We start from the raw sequence: 18,838 nt of genomic DNA on the forward strand, positions 1-18,838 counted from the left end.
CTAGGCGACGCCGAGCTTGGCGAGGACCTCGGCGAGGTCCTTGTCGCCGCGGCCGGACAGGCAGAGCACGTCGAGCGTCGACTCCGAGGGCTCCTCGATCGCGTAGTGGAACGCGTGCGCCGTCTCGAGCGCCGGGATGATCCCTTCGAGCCGGGCGACGCGGCGGAAGGCCTGCAGCGCCTGCTCGTCGGTGACGGCGACGTACGTCGCGCGGCCGGAGTCGCGCAGCCAGGCGTGCTCGGGGCCGGAGCCCGGGTAGTCGAGCCCGGCGCTGACCGAGTGCGCCTCGAGGATCTGGCCGTCGTCGGTCTGCAGCACGGCAGACAACGACCCGTGCAGGACGCCGGCCTTCCCGCCGACCGTCAGCGGCGCGCCGTGGCGGCCGGTCTCGACGCCCTCGCCCGCGGCCTCGACGCCGACGAGCTGCACCGACGGGTCGTCGACGAAGCCGGCGAACATGCCGATCGAGTTCGACCCGCCGCCGACGCAGGCGATCGCACGGTCCGGCAGGCGGCCGGTGCGCTCGAGCAGCGTGGCGCGCGCCTCGTCGCCGATGACGCGCTGCAGCTCGCGCACGATCGCCGGGAACGGCGCGGGGCCGACGGCCGAGCCGAGGATGTAGTGCGTCGACTCGACGTTCGTGACCCAGTCGCGGATCGCCTCGGAGACCGCCTCCTTCAGGGTCCGCGCACCCGCCTCCACCGACACGACCTGCGCGCCGAGGAGCTTCATCCGCTGGACGTTGGGCTGCTGGCGGCGGATGTCCTCCGCGCCCATGTAGACGATGCACTCGAGGTCGAGCAGCGCACACGCGGTCGCGCTGGCGACGCCGTGCTGGCCCGCGCCGGTCTCCGCGATCATCCGCCGCTTGCCCATCCGCTTGGCGAGCAGCGCCTGCCCGAGCGCGTTGTTGAGCTTGTGCGACCCCGTGTGCATGAGGTCCTCGCGCTTGAGCCACAGCTCGCGGCCCGCCGCCTCGCTGAGCCGCTCGGCGAGGTACAGCGGCGTCGGCCGCCCGCAGTAGTCGCGCGAGAGGCGAGCGAGCTCCGTCAGGTACGCCTCGTCGGCGCGCGCCGCGATCCACGCCGCCTCCAGCTCCGACAGCGCCGGCATCAGCGTCTCGGGCACGTACTGGCCGCCGTACGGCCCGTAGCGGTGAGGAACGCCCGCCTCGACACCGCCCGTCATGCGGTCGCCTCCACCTTCGAATCGACCTCTCTCACGGCCCAGGCGAACTCCGCGACCTTCTCGCGGCTCTTGTGGCCGGGCTCGGCCTCGACGCCAGACGCGACGTCGACGGCGAAGGGCCGGAGGGTCTCGATCGCGGCGCCGACGTTCTCCGAGGTCAGGCCGCCGGCCGCGATGAGCGGCACGTCGGACCGTCGCTCGCGGGCAAGCGACCACTCGAACGTCTCGCCACCCGCGCCGTCGAGGAGATGGAAGTCGGTGGGGAAGGCGCCGAGCGAGACCGCGTCGGCGCGGCTGCGCACGCGGACGGCCTTGATGACCTTCGCGCCGGTGCGGCGGGCGACCTCGCCGGCGTAGCTGGGCCCTTCGTCGCCGTGCAGCTGCACGATCGTCAGCCCCAGCGCCTCGCAGGTGCGGGTGACGTGCTCGAGCGTCGCGTTCTGGAAGACGCCGGCCAGCTCGACCCGGCGCTTCATCGCGGCGACGATCCCGAGCGCATCGGACTGCTTGCAGCGCCGCGGCGACGACGCCACGAAGATCATCCCGAGCGCCCACGCCCCGTGCTCGACGCACAGCTCGGCGTCCTCGAGGTTCGTGATGCCGCAGAACTTGATCCGGGTCACGGGTCAGACGGTATCGGCCTCCGGCACGCCGCCGTCACCGGCCGAGGGGGATGCCCTCGCCCCACCCGGCGCGGGATGTTCCCCTCCCGGGTCAAGGACGGCGCCAGTTGAGCAGTGGCCGCCGCCGGGTATCGCCGCCGGGACGATCCCATGACGCGACGGGACTTGCGGTGAGGGCTGGTTCGGTGGTCGCGGCGACGGTGGCAGGTGCCACCGCCACGCTGGCGATCGTCGTGGTCGAGCCGCTGAGGTTCGCCTATCGCAACCCCGACCTCCACGTCGCCCTCCTCAGCGTCGAAGCGCTGATCGGGGTCCTTGCCGCCTGTCTCGCCGCGGGGCGCTTCAACCGCCGGCGCCTGCTGTCGGATCTGCTCCTGTGCTGCGGTCTGACCGCGCTCGCGCTCTCGACGCTGTGGTTCGGAGCGATCCCCGCCATCTTCGCGTCCGGCACGTCACCCTTCGCGACGTGGTCCGCACTGGCCGGACGGCTGCTGGGCGCGGCGTTGTTCTGCGCCGCCGCGGTGGCCGGCTATCGCCGTCTGCGGATGCCCCGGCGGCGGGCGCTCGCCGTGGCGGTGGGCGTGCTCGGGGCGCTCGGCGCCATCGCCATCGCCGCGGCCGTGCTCGCGCCCCACCTGCCGCGGGCGATCGACCCGCTCGCCACGCCCGAGCGGTCGGCGCTGCCGCGACTCGAGGGCCACCCCGCGATCCTCGCCGCGCAGCTGCTCGCCGCCGTGCTGTACGCCCTTGCCGCCGTGGGGTACGCCCGGCGCGGGGAGCGGGACCACGACCCGTTCGTCGCCTGGCTCCCGGTCGGCGCCGTCCTCGCGGCGTACGCGCGCGTGAACTACGTCCTGTTCCCGTCGGCCTTCACGGAGTACGTGTACACCGGCGACGCGTTCCGCCTCGCGTTCTACGCCGTGGTCATGCTCGCCGTCGCCGGGGAGATCCGCGCCGCGTGGCGCCGCGAGGCGGAGGCGGCAGCCCTCGAGGAACGCCGGCGCGTCGCGCGCGACCTCCACGACGGCGTTGCACAGGAGCTCGCGAGCGTCCGTCGCAACCTGCGGCAGGTCGCCGGCGACGACGAGTTCGTCGCCCGGGCGGCGGCGGCCGCCGACCGCGCGCTGGCCGACGCCCGCAAGGCGATCACGGCGCTGAGCGACGTGCCGGACGGAACCCTCGACCGCGTTCTCGCCGACACCGCACGCACCGTCGCGGACCGCGAGGGCACGCACGTCGCGCTCGACCTCGCGCCGCACGTCCGCGTGGCGCCCGCGGAAGCCGAGGCGATCCGGCTGATCGTCGCCGAGGCCATCACGAACGCCGCGCGGCACGGCGGCGCGAACGTCGTGAGGGTGCGGCTCGAGGACGGCAGGCACGTGCGGCTGTTCGTACGCGACGACGGACGCGGGTTCGACGCGGGGTCGGAAGCGCCGCAGTCCGGCGGCGGGTTCGGCCTCGAGAGCATGCGCCAGCGGGCTCAGCGCGTCGGCGCGCGGCTGACCCTCCGCTCGCGCGACGGCGCCGGCACCGAGCTCGAGGTCGTCCTCTGAGCGCCGGGCCTCGCGTTCGGGTGCTGATCGCGGACGATCACCGGCCGACCCGCGAGGACGTCCGGCTTGCGCTCGAACACGACGGGGGGTTCGACGTCTGCGCGGTGGCAGCCGATGCCCCCGGGGCGATCGCCGAGGCGCTGCGGACGGGTCCGGACATCTGCCTGCTCGACGTCCACATGCCGGGCAGCGGCCTTGCTGCGGTCTGGGAGCTCCACGTCCGTCTGCCGGACATGCCGATCGTCATGCTGACGGTCTCGGAGGACGACCGCGATGTCTTCGCCGCCATGCGAGCGGGGGCCTCGGGCTACCTGCTCAAGGACATGGATCCGCGTGCCATCCCGGACGAGCTGCGCAGCGTCCTGCGCGGGGAGTTCGCGCTGCCGCGGCCGCTCGTCGGTCGCGTCGTGGAGCGCTTCCGCGATCCGGCGGCCCTGCGCCGCAAGCTGGTCGCGGGCGACCGCCCCCAGCTGACGAGCCGGGAGTGGCAGATCCTCGACCTCCTGCGCCGGCGACTGACCACCTCGGAGATCGCCCGGCGCCTCGTCGTGTCGCCGGTGACGGTGCGCACGCACGTCGCGGCCCTCCTGCGCAAGTTCGGCGTCGCCGACCGCGACGAGCTGCTCGAGCGCTTCGACGACCCTCCGCAGCGTTGAGACAACTCAACGGGCGGCGGGTTGCCTTCGCGGTTCGCGCTGACGGACGATCAGGTCGCCGAGAAGAAGGAGACCGAACGTGTTCCTGTCGTCATCCCCGGCCGCGCGTCAGCGCGCGACCCGCCTGGCAGTCATGGCAACGTCGCTGTTGCTCGCGATCGCCCTGCTCGCGCCGTCCGCCGGCGCGTACATGGACGAGGGCTCCACCGCGCCGTGGATCCGCACCGAGCTCGAGGACTACGCCCCCGGCGACCTGGTCGTCGTCAATGGCGGCAACTGGACGCCCGGCCACGTCGTTCATCTCGCGGTCGACGACACCACGAACCACACATGGCAGGCGGAGACCGACGTGACCGTCTCCGAGACGGGCGACATCCGCTGGGAGCTGCGGCTGCCCGATCTCTACGTCTCGGACTACGAGATCGCGGCGACCGACACGACGAACGGCACGGACACGGCCGGGACGACGTTCACCGACGCGCTGACCTCGCAGGGCGCGACGGTCAACGGCGGCACTGCCATCACGGTCGGCCCCGGCGATCCAGTTCCCGGCGCTCTGACCGAGCGCGTCACGTCGAGCGCCCCGAGCACGTGGCAGTCCACGCGCTGGACGATCGGATCCTCGACCGGCTGCGCCGACACCACGAACGTCTCGGCGACGACGACGGCGACCAACCACTTCGACATGACGGCGCCGACGGCGGCCGGCACCTACAGCCTCGTCGTGACGCCGTACAGCGCGGCCAACTGCGGCGGCACCGCCGGCGCGGCGACGACCCTGACCGACGCGGTGACCGTCGACTCCGGCGTGCTCTTCTCCGAGTACTTCGGCAGCGCGGTGTCCACCGACACCCCGTTCTGGAAGGACGAGAACCAGGTCCAGCCCGCGGACTGCTCAGTCAGCGGCCCGATCAGCCAGAACTACTACGAGGCGCTGAGCCGCGGCTGCACGATCAGCACGACGAACGACAACAGCCGGCCGATCGACACGTCCGGACGGCGCAACATCCACGTCAAGTTCACCTGGGGCAAGAACAGCAACATCGCGAGCGCGAGCGGGATGAACCTCGACCTCTTCTGGAAGGCCGAGGCGTCCGGGAGCTTCCCGGCGACCCCGCTGTGCCAGACCGGCCAGTCGTCGTGCACGCACACCGTGACGAACATCGGCACCGGGCTCGCGGAGGCGACCACGAACGCCGTCGACGTCACGCTGCCGAGCAGCGCGGCCGGCACGAAGATCGACCTGCGCTTCAAGGGGCTGTCGCTGTGCTCAGGCAGCTCCAGCGGCAGCTGCGACGTCGTCCGTGTGGACAACGTGCGAGTCACCGGTGAGCCGAAGCTCGCCCAGACCATCGACTTCGGGCCGATCGCCGGCAAGGCCTACGGCGACGCCGCGTTCGACCCGGGCGCGACCGCGAGCTCCGGGCTCCCCGTCACCTACAGCATCGCGAGCGGCCCCTGCTCGGTCACGGCTCAGAACGAGGTGGCGATCGAAGGCGCCGGCAGCTGCAAGATCAACGCCGACCAGGCCGGCGACGCCACCTACGAGGCAGCCGCCAGGGCTCAGCAGACGGTGACGATCGCCAAGGCGTCGCAGGCCATCACGATCACGACCGGCGCGCCGGCGTCGAAGGGCTACGGCGGCAGCTTCACCGTCGCCGCGACGGCGAGCTCGGGGCTGCCCGTGTCCTACGGCAGCTCGGGCGCGTGCTCGAACACCGGCGCGCAGTTCACGATGACAAGCGGCAGCGGCACGTGCACCGTCACGTACACGCAGGCCGGCGACGACGACTACGACGCCGCACCGCAGCGCACGGAGAACGTGGTTGCCGCGAAGGCTGCCGCCACGCTCGCGTTCGTGGAGGACGACCTCGCCCAGACCTACGACGGCTCGGCGAAGACCGTCGGCGTCACGACGACACCGGCGAGCCTCACGGGCATCACCGTCACGTACTCGAAGGACGGCGCCTCGGTGACCGAGCCGACCGACGCCGGCAGCTACACCGTCCGTGCGTCGCTCGACAACGCGAGCTACGCGGCGGACGCGATCACGGACACGCTCACGATCGGCAAGGCCGGCCAGGCGATCACGATCACGACCGATGCGCCGGCGTCGAAGGTCTTCGGCGGCAGCTTCACCGTCGCGGCGAAGTCCGACTCCGGCCTGCCGGTGTCCTACGGCAGCTCGGGAGCGTGCTCCAACTCCGGCGCGACGTTCACCATGACCAGCGGCACCGGGACGTGCACCGTCAAGTACGACCAGCCGGGCAACGGCAACTACGAAGCCGCGTCGCAGCGCACGCAGACCGTCACGGCCACGAAGGCCGCGGCCTCGCTGGCCTTCGTGCAGGCCGACCTCACCCAGACCTACAGCGGGTCCGCCAAGACCGTCGGCGTCACGACCACGCCGTCGGGCGTCGCCGGCGTCGGCGTCGCGTTCTCGCAGGGCGGCAACGCCGTGACGGATCCGACGGACGCCGGCAGCTACGCGGTGAGAGCGACGCTCACCAGCGACGACTACACCGCGGCCGCGATCACCGACACGCTGACCATCAAGAAGGCCGACCAGGCGATCGCGATCACCACGGGCGCGCCGGCTTCGAAGGCGTACGCGGGCAGCTTCAGCGTCGCCGCCAGCTCCGACTCCGGGCTGACGGTGTCGTACAGCAGCTCCGGCGCGTGCTCGAACGCGGGCGACACCTTCACGATGACGAGCGGCACGGGGACGTGCATGGTCAAGTACGACCAGCCGGGGAACGGCAACTACAACGCGGCGCCCCAGCGGACCGAGAGCGTCGCGGCGACGAAGGCGTCGCTGACCGTCACCGCGGACGACAAGGCCATGACCTACGCGGATCCGGTGCCGGCGCTGACGTACAAGATCACGGGCTTCGTCAACGGCGAGACGCTCACGACGTCGGACGTCAGCGGCAGCCCGGCGCTGGCGACCACCGCGACGTCCGCCAGCGGGGCCGGGAACTACCCGATCACCGTCGGAGCCGGCACGCTCGGGTCGTCGAACTACGCCTTCGCAACCGTCAACGGCAAGGTCGTCGTGTCCAAGCGCAAGGCCGTCGTCGTCTACACGGGCTCGAACTACATGGCGATCGCGTCCGCCGGCACGGCGAACGTCCCCGTCTCGGCGAAGGTCTCGCGAGACGGCGGTGGCAGCACCGGGAACCTCGCGCTCGCGAAGGTGCAGTTCGCGGTCAAGAAGTTCAGCGGCGCGCTGCAGACGACCGTCTACTCCCAGTCCGACGGGACGGGCGTGACGGCCCCGGTGACCGCTCCGGTGCCGACGTCCGACGACCCGTACACGGTCGAGGTCCAGATCGACCCGGCCAACCCGTACTGGACGAGCGGCGTCGACGTGGGCTCGCTCCAGGTCATCGTCGGCAGCGGGACGGGACGCGTCGCAGGTGGCGGCTGGGTCGCCGACGCGGCGAACGACATCAACGGCAAGAGCAACTTCGGGTTCACCGTGCAGAACGCGAAGACGGGCATCAAGGGCAACTCGCTGTTCATCTACCGCCTGCGCTCGGGCAGCGACGAGATCCAGTACATCGTCAAGAGCAACAGCTGGCAGGGCGGCGGCCTGACGTTCAACGTCAACGGCGACAGGACGCGGGCGACGTTCACCGGCAAGGCGACCGTGCAGCGCTACGTCAACGGCGTGTTCGACAGCACGTTCAACAGCGGCGGGTACAGCTTCACGGTCGACGGCCTCGACGGTGACCTGCTCGTGCCGAAGGCGCCCGACGGCTACGCGATCACGGTGCGCAACAGCGCCAACCAGGTCGTCAAGCAGCTCGGGAGCCGGTCCGCCCCGCTGCAGCTCGGCGGCGGGAACGTGCTGGTTCAGAGCACGTAGGAGGCGAGCCGGCGGCCTAGCCGACCAGACCTTCCGGGCGGCGGGCCAGCGCCGCCCGGATCGTCTGCTCTTGCCCCATGCGCCTGAAACGGACCTCGATGTCGTCGCCGGGGCGGTTCGCCTCGACCGCCGCGCCGACGTCCTCGGAGACCTCGACGGGCCGCCCGTCGACCTCGAGCAGCAGGTCGCCGGTCCGGAGCCCCGCCTTCGCCGCCGGCGAGCCCGGCGTCACCTCGCCCACGAGCGCGCCGCCGCCGGCCGCGCTCACCGCGGAGACGCCGAGCCACGCTCGGTCGACGGCCCCGCTGCGGCGCAGGTCGGGAACGATCCGCTTGACCGTGTCGATCGGGATCGCGAAGCCGATGCCGATCGACCCCTCGCCCGCGCCGCCCGTGCGGATCGCCGAGTTGATCCCGATCACGCGGCCGGCCGCGTCGATGAGCGGCCCGCCCGAGTTGCCGGGGTTGATCGCGGCGTCGGTCTGCAGCACGTCGCTGATCCGGAACCCGTTCGGCGCGTCGATGCGGCGCTGCTTGGCCGAGATCACACCGGTCGTCAGCGTCTGGTCGAGGCCGAACGGGTTCCCGATCGCCACCGTCGGATCGCCGACCTGGACGTCGCGCGACGAGCCGAGCTCGAGCGGCTTCAGCCTCAGCCCGCGCGGCTCGACGGTCAGGACCGCGAGGTCGGTCGACTCGTCGCGGCCGCGCACCTTCGCCGGCACGGTCTTGCCGTCGGCGAAGCGCACGGTCACGTTCGTGGCGCTCTCGACGACGTGGGCGTTCGTGACGATCGTGCCGTCCCGGTCGATGACGAACCCGGTCCCGGTCGCCTCGCCGCGCTGCTCGAGCGGCCCGAGGAAGTACGGCGATTGCGCCTGCTGGACGATCTCCGCGCGGATGAAGACGACGCCGGGAGCGTCGCGGCGGTAGATCTCCTCGGGCGTCAGCCCCTCGCCCGAGGCCTGCGAGCCGCCGACGGGCGCCTGCTGCACCACGGTCGTGGTCGTGCCGCCGCCGTCCCCGTCGTCGCCGACGGCGAGCGTGATCCCCGCGCCCGCGGCACCGCCGACGAGCGCGGCGAGCGCCGCGACGGCGGCGACGCGCACCCGCTCAGACCTCGTCGAAGTCGCCGCGCACGTCGCCGGCGAGCGCGCGACAGGCCTGCTCCGGGTCGGGAGCGCGCATGAGCACCTCGCCGATGAGCACCGCATCGACGCCGACGCGCTCGAGCTCGTCGAGCTGCTCGCGCGAGTGGAAGCCGGACTCCGACACGACGATCTTGCCCGCCGGGACGTCGCTCAGCAGCTCGAACGTGCGGTCCAGGTCGACGCTGAAGTCGGTGAGGTCGCGGTTGTTGATGCCGATCACGTCCGCGTCGAGCACCTCCAAAGCGCACTCCAGCTCCTCCCCCGAGTGCACCTCGACGAGCACGTCGAGGTCGAGTGAGCGTGCCTCGCGATGCAGCAACGCGAGGTCGTCGGAGTGCAGCGCGGCGACGATGAGCAGGATCGCGTCGGCGCCGAGCGCCGCCGACTCGTACACCTGGTACGGGTCGACCATGAAGTCCTTGCGCAGGATCGGCAGCGTCGACGCGCGCCGCGCCTCGCGCAGGTCCTCCATCGAGCCGCCGAAGAACTCCGGCTCGGTGAGGACCGACAGCGCGGCCGCCCCGCCGCGCTCGTAGGCCTGGACGATGTCTGCCACCGTCGCGCCCGCCCGGATCTCGCCGGCGGACGGCGAGCGGCGCTTGTGCTCGGCGATCACGGAGATGCCGGGCCCGCTGAGCGCCTCGGTGAACGGCCGGTCGAGGTCGCGGTCGGCGAGCTGGCGCTCGAGCGCGTCGAGCGGCACCTCCTTGCGCCGGCGCCGCACGTCGCTGCGGGTCGCGTCGACGATGCGATCGAGGACGTTCACGCCTTGGTCAGCTCCACGAAGGCCTCAAGGGTACGAGCGGCGGCGCCGCCGTCGACCGCCTCGGCGGCCACGCCCACGCCATCGGCGATCGACTCCGCACGGCCGCCCGCGTAGATCGCCGCGCCCGCGTTGAGCAGCGCGAGGTCGCGCGCGGGGCCGGGCTCGCCGGCGAGGATCGCGCGCGTCGTGGCGGCGTTCGCGTCGGGATGGCCGCCGGCGACGGCATCCGGGGCGGCCTCGGGCAGCCCGCAGTCACCGGGGGTGACCGTGTAGCGGTCGATCCGGTCGCCGTTCACTTCCACGACCCTGGTCGGCGCGGACGTCGACAGCTCGTCGAGGCCATCCTCGCTGGACACTACCAACGCACGGGTGGTCCCAAGCCGCGCCAGGGCGGCGGCCATCGTGTCGAGCATCCCGGCGTCCGAGACGCCGATCACCTGCCGCGTCGCGCCCGCCGGGTTCGTGAGCGGTCCGAGGAAGTTGAAGATCGTGCGCACGGCGAGGTCGCGCCGGACCGGGATGACGTAGCGCGTGGCGCCGTGGTGGGCCGGGGCGAACATGAACCCGAACCCGACCTCGTCGATGCAGCGCCTGACGCCCTCGGGCCCGACGTCGAGCCGCGCGCCGAGCGCCTCGAGCACGTCGGCCGACCCGCTCAGCCCGGTCGCCGACCGGTTGCCGTGCTTCGCCACCGCGCAGCCGGCGCCGGCGGCGATGATGGCCGCGGTCGTCGAGACGTTGAACGTCATCCGCCCGCCGCCCGTTCCCGCGGTGTCGAGCAGGTCGTCACGACCCGACCGCACGGGCGTCGCCATCGCGCGCATCGTCTTCGCCAGGCCGGCCAGCTCGTCCGGCGTCTCGCCCTTCGTGCGCAGCGCGATGAGGAAGCCCGCGATCTGCGTCTCGGAGGCGTCGCCGCGCATGATCTCGGCGAGCACCTCGCTCGTCTCCGCGACCGACAGGTCCTCGCGCTGGGCGAGGCGGTCGATCGCCTTCGTCAAGACCGGATTGGGCACGGCAGGCGCGGAACCGTACCGCGCTAGGAAGACGCGGTGCGGAGGAAGTTCTGCAGCATCTCCTTGCCGCGGTCGGTCAGGACCGACTCGGGATGGAACTGCACGCCCTCCACGGGCAGCTCGCGGTGGCGGATGCCCATCACGACCCCGCCGCCCGACGACGTGACGTCGAAGCAGTCCGGGAGGTCCGGGTCGACGACGAGCGAGTGGTAGCGGCCGACCGTCAGGTCCTGCGGCAGGCCGTCGTACACGCCGAGCCCGTCGTGCTCGATCGTCGTCGTCTTGCCGTGGATCGGCAGGTGCCGGATCACCTTGCCGCCGAACGCCTGCGCGAGCGACTGGTGCCCGAGGCAGACGCCGAGCGTCGGCACCCCGGCCTCGGGGAACCGGCGCATCGCCTCGACGCTCACGCCCGCCTCGTTCGGCGTGCACGGGCCGGGCGAGACGACGACGCGGTCCGGCGCGCGCTCGAGCAGCTCGTCCACCGTCGCGACGTCGTTGCGGACCACGTCGAGCTCCGCCCCCAGCTCGCCCAGGTACTGGACGAGGTTGTAGGTGAACGAGTCGTAGTTGTCGACGACGAGGACGGACGTCATGGCCACTCCGCCTGGTCGGCGGCGAGCGCGAACGCCTGCAGCACGGCCTTCGCCTTGTTCTGCGACTCCCGGAACTCGTAGTCCGGCTTCGCGTCGGCGACGGTGCCGCCGCCGGCCTGGACGTGCGCCGCGCCGTCCTTCATCACTACGGTGCGGATGTGGATGCAGGTGTCGAGGTCGCCGGAGTAGCCGAGCCAGCCGATCGCGCCGCCGTAGCCGCCGCGCTTGACCGGCTCGAGCTCGTCGATGATCTCCATCGCGCGCACCTTCGGCGCGCCCGACAGCGTGCCGGCCGGGAGGATCGACCGCAGCGCGTCCATCGCGCCGACCTCGGGGCGCAGCGTCCCGCTGACCGAGCTGACGATGTGCATGACGTGCGAGTACGTCTCGACGGCCATGAACTCGTCGACCGTGACGCTGCCGTACTCGCACACGCGGCCGAGGTCGTTGCGGCCCAGGTCGACGAGCATCACGTGCTCGGCGCGCTCCTTCTCGTCGGCGAGCAGGTCCTCGGCGATCGCGGCGTCCTCGGCGGCGTTCGCGCCGCGCGGGCGCGTGCCGGCGATCGGCCGCGTCGACGCGTGCGTGCCGCTGACGGTGAGCAGCGGCTCGGGCGACGCGCCGGCGATCTGGAAGTCCTGGAAGTCGAGGAAGTACATGTACGGGCTCGGGTTCACGACCCGCAGCCCGCGGTAGACGCTGAACGGGTCGAGCCCGAGCGCCGCGCTCCAGCGCTGCGACGGGACGACCTGGAAGGCGTCGCCGGCGTGGACGTACTCCACGATCCGCGCGACCATCGCCTCGAACTGCTCGCGCGGCATGTTCGAGTCGAACGTCGGCCGATCCTCGCGCGGGCGGCTGCCGAAGCTCGGCACCGGTCCCGCCAGCAGGCGCCGCGCCTTGGTCATCGTCGCGACCGCGTCGGCGTACGCCGCCTCGACGTCGCCGCCCGGCTCGGCGTAGACGTTCACGAGGATCGAGATCGTGTGCTTGAGGTGGTCGAACACCACGAGCACGTCGCTGAGCATGAGCGCCATGTCCGGCAGCCCGACCGGGTCCGGGTTCGGCTCCCCGAGCGTCGTCTCGACCGTGCGGACGAGGTCGTAGCCGAAGAGGCCCACGGCGCCTCCGCTGAACGGAGGGAGGTCCTCAAGCGGCGCCTGGCGGTGGCGGCCCACCTCCTCAGCGCAGATCGCGTACGGATCGCCCTCGTCGCCGAGGTTCCAGCGGATGACCCTGCGCGGGCGGACGCCGATGAAGGAGTAGCGGCCGACGACCTGGCCGCGCTCGGCCGACTCGAGCAGGAACGCCGGGTACTCCGGCGTGCGTCCGCGCAGCTTGAGGAACGCCGACACCGGCGTCTCGGTGTCGTCGATGAACTGCGTGCGCAGCGGGATGACGTTGTAGTCGCGCGCGAGGGCGCGGACCTCGTCGAGCGAGGGCGAGACCTCGAAGGTCGGGACGTCAGCGGCGACGGCCATCCGCGCTCCTCCTCGGCCCTGCCGGCCCGTCACCGCCGGCGCGCATCGAGGACCCCTTGAGGGTCTCTGAGGTCGCGGTTGCGGGCGCGAAGGAGGACGGAGAGGTGGTAGAGGACGTCCGCGGCTTCCTCGTCGACGCGGTCGTCGGTCTCCTCGCGCGCGGCGCGGGCGACCTCCTCGGCCTCCTCCATCACCTTCTCGCCGATGCGCGCCGGGTCGTCGAGCAGCTCGACGGTGTAGGAGCCCGCGGGCCGCTCGGCCTGGCGCTGCTTGAGCGTGCGCTCGAGGTCCGGCAGCGCCTCGTGCGGCGCCCGCGCCTCCGTCTCGCCGTGGTGGAAGCAGGTCCGCTCGCCGGTGTGGCACGCGGGGCCGGCCGGCTCGACGAGCGCGAGCAGCGCGTCGCCGTCGCAGTCCAGCCGCAGCGCCTTCACCGCCTGCGTGTTGCCGCTCGTCGCGCCCTTGTGCCACAGCTCGTCGCGCGAGCGGCTCCACAGGTGCAGCTCGCCCGTCTCGCGGGTCTTCGCGACGGCCTCCGCGTTCGCGTAGGCCAGGGTCAGGACCTCACCGGTGTTCCAGTCCTGGATGACGACGGGGACGAGGCCTTGCTCGTCGAAGCGGATCTCCACGCAGCCGAGGATATGGCGAAGTCCGGGTGCGCCTGATCCAGGTACCACGAGAACGCGCGGTCGACGAACGGGTGGAACGCCTTCAGGCCCGCGGTGAGCAGGACCGGCGGCAGCGCCGGGACGAGCCGCTGGAGGCGCAGCGCGCGGGAGAACGCCGGCGCGTGGCCGGCGCTGAACGCCGCGTAGTGCGCGCGGGCCTGCACCGCCGTCTTGCGCCCGTCGAGCACCGCGCGCAGCTCGCGGCCCGCGGCGATGCCGAAGTAAAGGGCCGTCCGGATCCCCTCGCCCGACAGCGGGAAGCAGTGGCCGGCGCTGTCGCCCACGAAGAACGTCGCGCCATCCGCCGCCGGCCGCAGCCCGTGCGGGAACCAGTTGCCCTGGAAGTGCTCGGGCTCGGCGTTCTCCCGCGCGGCGAGGCCGACCGTCGGCTCCTTCACGTGCTTGCGCGGGTCGTAGGAGCCGACGCCGATGCGGACCTCCTCGCCGGCCGGGACGCTCCAGCCGTAGCCGCGGCGGACGAGGGGGCGCTCGATCCAGCAGTGCAGCTCGTCGCCGCCGGCGTCGTGCGGCGCGTGGACCTCGAGCCCGCGCGACAGCGGGGCGTCGGGCGGCTGGAAGTGCGGCTCGGCGAGGACGCGCCGCCAGCCGAGCGCGTCGACGACGAGCGGCGCGTGCAGCTCGCCGCGGTCGGTCAGCACGCCGCCGGGCGTGCGGCGCTCCACCTTCGCGGTCTCGAACCGGGCGTCGTTCTGCGCGTCCAGCAGCCGGCACAGCTCGCGGTAGTCGAACGCCGACCAGCTCCACGGCAGCCGGTAGCGCACGCTTCCGTGCGGCGTGGTGAACCGCATGCACGGCAGCTCCTGGCGGATCGCGCCCTCGACGCCCATCGCGTGCAGCCACGGGGTCGGCGCGGCGCACGCCGACGTCGCCCGCTCCCCCACCTCGTAGCGGTCGACGACGAGCACGTCCGCGCCGGTGCCGGCGAGCTCGCGCGCGACGGCGAGCCCGGCGAACGACGCGCCGCAGACGAGGACGTCGGCGCGCGTGCCGTCGAGCGAGGTGCGCGCGTCGCCGCGGGCCGTCGCGCGGCGCGTCATGCCCGCAGCGCCGTCATCGCGACCTCCCAGGGCCGCAGCGCCGCCCGGCCGCCGATGGGGTCGAAGCCCGACTGCTCGACGCGCTCGAGCACGCGGCTGTAGACGGCGCGCGCCAGCCGCATGCCGCCGCGCACCGCGGGCAGGCAGCGCTCGGGCGCGTCCTCGGTGGCGGCGAACAGCCCGCGGGCGCGGTCGACGTGGGCGGCAACGACCTCCCGCACGCGCTCGCCGGCGCGCCCGCGGGCGAGGTCGTCCTCGGGCAGCCCCGGCAGGTAGACGCGGTCCATGGCGAAGTCCTCGCGGACGTCGCGGATGAAGTTCGTCAGCTGGAACGCGACGCCGAGCCGCCCGACCGCGTCGGGGTCGTCGCTGCCGAGCAGCGGCGCCATGATCCGCCCGACCGCCGCGGCGGAGCCGTCCATGTACTGGTCGAGCTCGTGCGGCGACGCGATCCGCACCCGGCCGCTGCAGTCGACGCGCATCGACCGCATGTACGCCTTCAGCTCCTCGAGCGGCATGTCGTGGCGGTCGGCCGCGTCGAGCAGGGCCGCGATGATCGGGTGCGCGTCGGCCTCGCGCTGGTGCAGCGCGCGCTCCCAGGCGTCCAGCGCGGCCCGCGGGTCCTCGCCGGGCCGCGGGCGGTCGACGAGCTCGTCGGCCGTGCGCACGTACCCGTAGAGCGCGTGGACGGCGGGCCGGATGTCGCGCGGCAGGCGCTGCGTGGCCGCGAAGAACGTCGGGTCGTGGCGCAGCTGCATGCGGCGGCAGAGCGCGTAGGCGCGTCGCAGCTCGGTCGATGCGGTCATCTCCTCCACCCGCCCTTATGCTGCCAGCCTTCGTGACCCTGCTCGATCGCCAGATGCTCTTCGTGACCGGGAAGGGCGGGGTCGGCAAGACCACGGTCGCCGCCGCGCTGGCCCTCGCGGCGTCCCGTTCGGGCCGTCGCACGATCGTCTGCGAGATGTCCGGCCAATCCCGGATCCCCGAGCTGCTGGGCTTCCCCGCGGGCGAGGGTGGCGCCGAGACGCGCGTCACGGACACGCTGCACCACACGTCGATCGTGTCGTGGAAGGTGCTCGAGGAGTGGATCGGGCGGATCCTCGGGTCGCGATCGCTGACGTCCCTCTTGACGCGTTCGAACTTCTTCCGGACGTTCGCGGAGGCCGCACCGGGCGGGATGGAGCTCGGCACCATCGTCAAGACGTACGAGCTCGCGCAGTCCAAGCGGTGGGACAAGAGCAAGCGCGGCTACGACCTCGTGGTCGTCGACGGACCCGCCAGCGGCCACGCCGTCGGGATGTTGAGGACGCCCGGGACGTTCCACGACATCGCCCGCGTCGGCCCGATCGCGTCGCAGAGCGAGCGCGTCCGCGACTGGCTGAACGACGTGCGCCGCACCGGCTACGTCGGCGTCGCGCTGGCCGCCGAGCTGCCGGTGAGCGAGACGATCGATCTCGACCGCCGCCTGAGCCGCCACCTCGGCCGCGACCTCGAGCGCGTCGTGGTCAACGGCGTCGTCCCCGACCGCTTCTCCGACGCCGAGCTCGCCGAGGTGGTCGCTGCCACCTCCGACGGCACCGCCGAGGCGATCCAGGTCGCCGACGCCCGCGCCGCCAACCAGCACGAGCAGATCCTCCGCCTCGACGGCGTCATGCGCGCGCCGATCTCCGAGCTGCCGTTCGTCTTCGCCCCGCGTCTGCAGCGCGAGCACGTCGAGGAGATGGCCGACCGGCTCGGCCCCATCCTCTGACGTAGGGAACCTCGCGGCGCCGGGCGGTGTACCGGTTCCATGAGACCTCTTCGCGTCGCCGTCCTCACCGTCGCGGCCCTCGCGGTCGCCGTTCCCTCCGCCGCCGGCAAGGGCGTGATCGGCGCGAAGGCGTGTGGTCCCGACGGATGCTCCGACGTCGCTCGGCAGTCGTCGATGGCCTTGATGCAGGGCGGCCCGCCGACTGCGGCGCCGCCGAAGGCCGCGCCGTTCGTCGAGCTGCGCCTGCGGATCGGCGAGCCCACCGCCGACCACCAGCTCGAGGTCGCGCGGATGACGATGCTCTACGTGCCGTCCGCCGGGGTGATCCGCGGCGACGACGGGACCTGGATGACGCCGACCGCCGAGGCGCTCACCTCGCTCGAGGACGCGACGCGCGGCACCGAGCCGTGGCCCGCCGCCGAGCTCAGCCGCCGCGCCCCGGAGGTCCCGGTGGCGGCGCCCGCGCCGCCGCGCCCCTCGGTCGCACCCGACGACGGCGACGGCTGGCTCCTGCGCGGCATCCTGCTCGGCGTGCTCGGGCTCGGCGCCGCCGCCCTGCTGGCCGCAGCTTGGCGTCACCGCGGCGCTCCGCAACCCTAGGCGGGTGGACCTGCTTCGGGTCGACGACGACGCGCTCATCAGACGTGCCCGCGACGGGGACCGGGAGGCCTACGGCATGCTCGTGTCGCGCCACCAGCAGGTTGCCTTCCGCACCGCCTACGCCGTCTGCGGCGACGCCGCCGAGGCGGAGGACGCCGCCCAGGAGGCGTTCATCAAGGCCCACGCCGCCCTGCACCGCTTCCGCGCCGGCGCCCCGTGGCGGCCATGGCTCCTGCGGATCGTCGCCAACGAGGCCCGCAACCGGAGACGGTCCGCGGGCCGCCGCGAGCACCTCGTCGCCGTCGCCGCCCGCGCCGCCGGCCCGGCGATCGACGATCCCGACGAGGGCCTCCTCGGCCGCCTCGACCGCTCCGCCCTGCGCGACGCCCTCGCCGCCCTCGACCCGCCCCACCGCGAGGTCGTCCTCCTCCGCCACGTCCTCGGCCTCTCGGAAGAGGAGACCGCCGCGGTGCTCGGCTGCCGGAGAGGAACGGTGAAGTCGCGCCTCTCACGAGCGCTCGACCGCCTGCGCGCGGAGATGGAAGGGCCGGGCGGCGCCCCGCCGGGACGGTCCGGGCCGCCGGAGGAATCGGAAGGCCGGCGTCGGGGTTCGGAGGAGGCTCGGTGAGCGGCGAGGCTCTCATCCGCGATCTCGCGCGGCTCGGCGAGGAGGCGTGGCCCGAGACGCCGGACCTCGCGTCGCGGGTCGTCGCAAGGCTTCCGGAGGGGGCGCCGGCGCGGCGGAGAGACGCGCGCCCGTCGGGGCGGCGGTGGCGCCGGGCGGCGGTCGTGTTCGCCGTGCTCCTCCTTCTTCCCGCTGCCGGCGCGGTCGCGTTCCCGGGCGCGCGGGACGACGTGCTCGAGTGGCTCGGGTTGCGGAGCGTCGAGGTGCAGCGCGTCCCCGAGCTGCCGCCGGCCGCGCGGGAGCCCGCGCCGGACGAGCGCGGCGCCCTCGTCACCCTCGCCGTCGCCGGCCGCCGCGCCGGCTTCGAGCCGGCCCTGCCGCCGAAGCTCGCCCGCCCCGACGAGGTGCGCGTCCGCGACGACGGCGCGATCACGCTCGTCCACGGCGACCTCCTGCTCACCGAGCGCCGAGGCGCGCTCGACGACGTGCTGCTGCGCAAGATCGTCACGGGCGACGCCCGCGTCCGGCGCGTCCCCGGCGGCCTGTTCTTCACCGGCCGTCACGCCTACGTCTACGCGGCGCCGGACGGCAGCTTCCGGGAGGAGCGGACCTACCTCGCCGGCAACGCCCTCGTCGTGCAGCGGGGCGACCTGCTGCTGCGTCTCGAGGGCCGCGGGCTCACGTACGAGCGGGCCCGGCGCCTGCTCGCGCCCTAGCGGCCGGCGAGGACGTCCGCGCAGCCCGGCAGCCCGGCGTCGCGGACGGCGATGAGGTCGGAGACCTTCGGGTCGCCGCCGCGCGCGAACCGCACGAGCACACGCTGCGCCCGCCGCTCGTCATCCCCGGCCGGAGCGATCGAGCCGACGAGCGCCAGCGCCCGCAACCCGTCGTCCCCGACGCGCTTGCACGCGCGCTCGGCGGAGACGCGGAAGGCGGTCGGCGCCGCATCGCCGCAGCCGGCCGCGACAGCCAGGATCACGGTGAGCAGAAGGAGGGCGACGAAGCGCACGGCGAGACGCTAACCGCTGGACCGGCTGGTTAAAGAGGCCGGGCCGGGGGTCCCCCTCCCCGGCCCGGCCGGGATGTCCTCGCTCGGAGCACGCGAGCTATGAGCAGCGCTCCGAGGCTCGAGGGTCCGCGGTCACCGGAAAGGAGAGATCCGGCGAAGCGGCGAGCAGTTCGGTCATCCCTGGCGAACCTGACCGCGGTTGGAGCGCCTCGCGCCCTCCCCGATGCAGGT

18 protein-coding genes are annotated in these 18,838 nt (G+C 73.2%); 7 read left to right on the top strand and 11 right to left on the bottom strand.

Features of this window, described 5'->3' with window-relative positions:
* Complete coding sequence (trpB, locus tag AC1UE4_RS08345) at positions 1-1,188, bottom strand: tryptophan synthase subunit beta (RefSeq protein ID WP_482916757.1); 1,188 nt, start codon at positions 1,186-1,188, stop codon at positions 1-3.
* Positions 1,185-1,811 carry a phosphoribosylanthranilate isomerase gene (locus tag AC1UE4_RS08350; RefSeq protein ID WP_482916758.1) on the bottom strand — a complete coding sequence of 209 codons (627 nt, stop codon included), beginning with the start codon at positions 1,809-1,811 and terminating at the stop codon, positions 1,185-1,187. Before AC1UE4_RS08350 ends, trpB begins: the two co-directional genes overlap by 4 nt.
* Before the next feature lie 200 nt (positions 1,812-2,011).
* Between AC1UE4_RS08350 and AC1UE4_RS08355 the strand changes: the two genes are divergently transcribed.
* From AC1UE4_RS08355 to AC1UE4_RS08365, 3 genes are all read left to right on the top strand, one after another.
* Entirely contained in the window at positions 2,012-3,364 is a 1,353-nt protein-coding gene (locus AC1UE4_RS08355) for a sensor histidine kinase (protein ID WP_482916759.1), read from the top strand.
* A gap of 20 nt (positions 3,365-3,384) precedes the next feature.
* On the top strand, positions 3,385-4,020 hold the full coding sequence (locus tag AC1UE4_RS08360) for a response regulator (RefSeq protein WP_482916760.1): 636 nt from the start codon (positions 3,385-3,387) through the stop codon (positions 4,018-4,020).
* 133 nt (positions 4,021-4,153) lie between these two features.
* Positions 4,154-7,891, top strand: coding sequence for an MBG domain-containing protein (locus AC1UE4_RS08365; protein ID WP_482916761.1), 3,738 nt, complete (start codon positions 4,154-4,156; stop codon positions 7,889-7,891).
* A 16-nt stretch (positions 7,892-7,907) separates the two neighbouring features.
* On the opposite strand, the gene AC1UE4_RS08370 is transcribed toward AC1UE4_RS08365, so the two are convergent.
* Genes AC1UE4_RS08370 through AC1UE4_RS08405 form a run of 8 tightly spaced genes read right to left on the bottom strand, consistent with a single transcriptional unit; the run spans position 7,908 to position 15,429 of the window.
* Positions 7,908-8,999 (bottom strand): S1C family serine protease, encoded by a 1,092-nt coding sequence (locus tag AC1UE4_RS08370; RefSeq protein ID WP_482916762.1) that lies wholly within the window; start codon positions 8,997-8,999, stop codon positions 7,908-7,910.
* 4 nt (positions 9,000-9,003) lie between these two features.
* Positions 9,004-9,807 (bottom strand): indole-3-glycerol phosphate synthase TrpC, encoded by an 804-nt coding sequence (gene trpC / locus AC1UE4_RS08375; protein WP_482916763.1) that lies wholly within the window; start codon positions 9,805-9,807, stop codon positions 9,004-9,006.
* Complete coding sequence (gene trpD, locus AC1UE4_RS08380) at positions 9,804-10,823, bottom strand: anthranilate phosphoribosyltransferase (protein ID WP_482916764.1); 1,020 nt, start codon at positions 10,821-10,823, stop codon at positions 9,804-9,806. The genes trpC and trpD overlap by 4 nt, the downstream gene beginning before the upstream one ends.
* Positions 10,824-10,846: 23 nt before the next feature.
* A complete protein-coding gene (locus AC1UE4_RS08385; RefSeq protein WP_482916765.1) occupies positions 10,847-11,419 on the bottom strand; it encodes an anthranilate synthase component II in 573 nt (190 codons plus the stop codon).
* Positions 11,416-12,900, bottom strand: a complete 1,485-nt coding sequence (gene trpE / locus AC1UE4_RS08390) for an anthranilate synthase component I (protein WP_482916766.1) — start codon at positions 12,898-12,900, stop codon at positions 11,416-11,418. The genes AC1UE4_RS08385 and trpE overlap by 4 nt, the downstream gene beginning before the upstream one ends.
* A 29-nt stretch (positions 12,901-12,929) precedes the next feature.
* On the bottom strand, positions 12,930-13,526 hold the full coding sequence (gene hisIE, locus AC1UE4_RS08395) for a bifunctional phosphoribosyl-AMP cyclohydrolase/phosphoribosyl-ATP diphosphatase HisIE (RefSeq protein WP_482916767.1): 597 nt from the start codon (positions 13,524-13,526) through the stop codon (positions 12,930-12,932).
* The gene (locus AC1UE4_RS08400; protein WP_482916768.1) at positions 13,454-14,623 is read right to left on the bottom strand and encodes an NAD(P)/FAD-dependent oxidoreductase; all 1,170 of its coding nucleotides are present in this window, start codon (positions 14,621-14,623) and stop codon (positions 13,454-13,456) included. The genes hisIE and AC1UE4_RS08400 overlap by 73 nt, the downstream gene beginning before the upstream one ends.
* The gene (locus AC1UE4_RS08405) at positions 14,620-15,429 is read right to left on the bottom strand and encodes a phytoene/squalene synthase family protein (RefSeq protein ID WP_482916769.1); all 810 of its coding nucleotides are present in this window, start codon (positions 15,427-15,429) and stop codon (positions 14,620-14,622) included. The genes AC1UE4_RS08400 and AC1UE4_RS08405 overlap by 4 nt, the downstream gene beginning before the upstream one ends.
* Before the next feature lie 32 nt (positions 15,430-15,461).
* Between AC1UE4_RS08405 and AC1UE4_RS08410 the strand changes: the two genes are divergently transcribed.
* From AC1UE4_RS08410 to AC1UE4_RS08425, 4 genes are read left to right on the top strand one after another with little or no spacing between them, the layout of a single operon-like run.
* Complete coding sequence (locus AC1UE4_RS08410) at positions 15,462-16,373, top strand: ArsA-related P-loop ATPase (RefSeq protein WP_482916770.1); 912 nt, start codon at positions 15,462-15,464, stop codon at positions 16,371-16,373.
* 39 nt (positions 16,374-16,412) lie between these two features.
* Positions 16,413-16,973 carry a hypothetical protein gene (locus tag AC1UE4_RS08415; RefSeq protein WP_482916771.1) on the top strand — a complete coding sequence of 187 codons (561 nt, stop codon included), beginning with the start codon at positions 16,413-16,415 and terminating at the stop codon, positions 16,971-16,973.
* A 4-nt stretch (positions 16,974-16,977) separates the two neighbouring features.
* Entirely contained in the window at positions 16,978-17,601 is a 624-nt protein-coding gene (locus AC1UE4_RS08420) for an RNA polymerase sigma factor (RefSeq protein WP_482916772.1), read from the top strand.
* On the top strand, positions 17,598-18,314 hold the full coding sequence (locus AC1UE4_RS08425) for a hypothetical protein (protein ID WP_482916773.1): 717 nt from the start codon (positions 17,598-17,600) through the stop codon (positions 18,312-18,314). Before AC1UE4_RS08420 ends, AC1UE4_RS08425 begins: the two co-directional genes overlap by 4 nt.
* Here AC1UE4_RS08425 and AC1UE4_RS08430 read toward each other — a convergent pair.
* On the bottom strand, positions 18,311-18,607 hold the full coding sequence (locus AC1UE4_RS08430; protein WP_482916774.1) for a hypothetical protein: 297 nt from the start codon (positions 18,605-18,607) through the stop codon (positions 18,311-18,313). The two genes, AC1UE4_RS08425 and AC1UE4_RS08430, sit on opposite strands and share 4 nt — an antisense overlap.
* Positions 18,608-18,838 lie beyond the last annotated feature (231 nt).

Source organism: Parviterribacter kavangonensis (genome assembly GCF_056863335.1).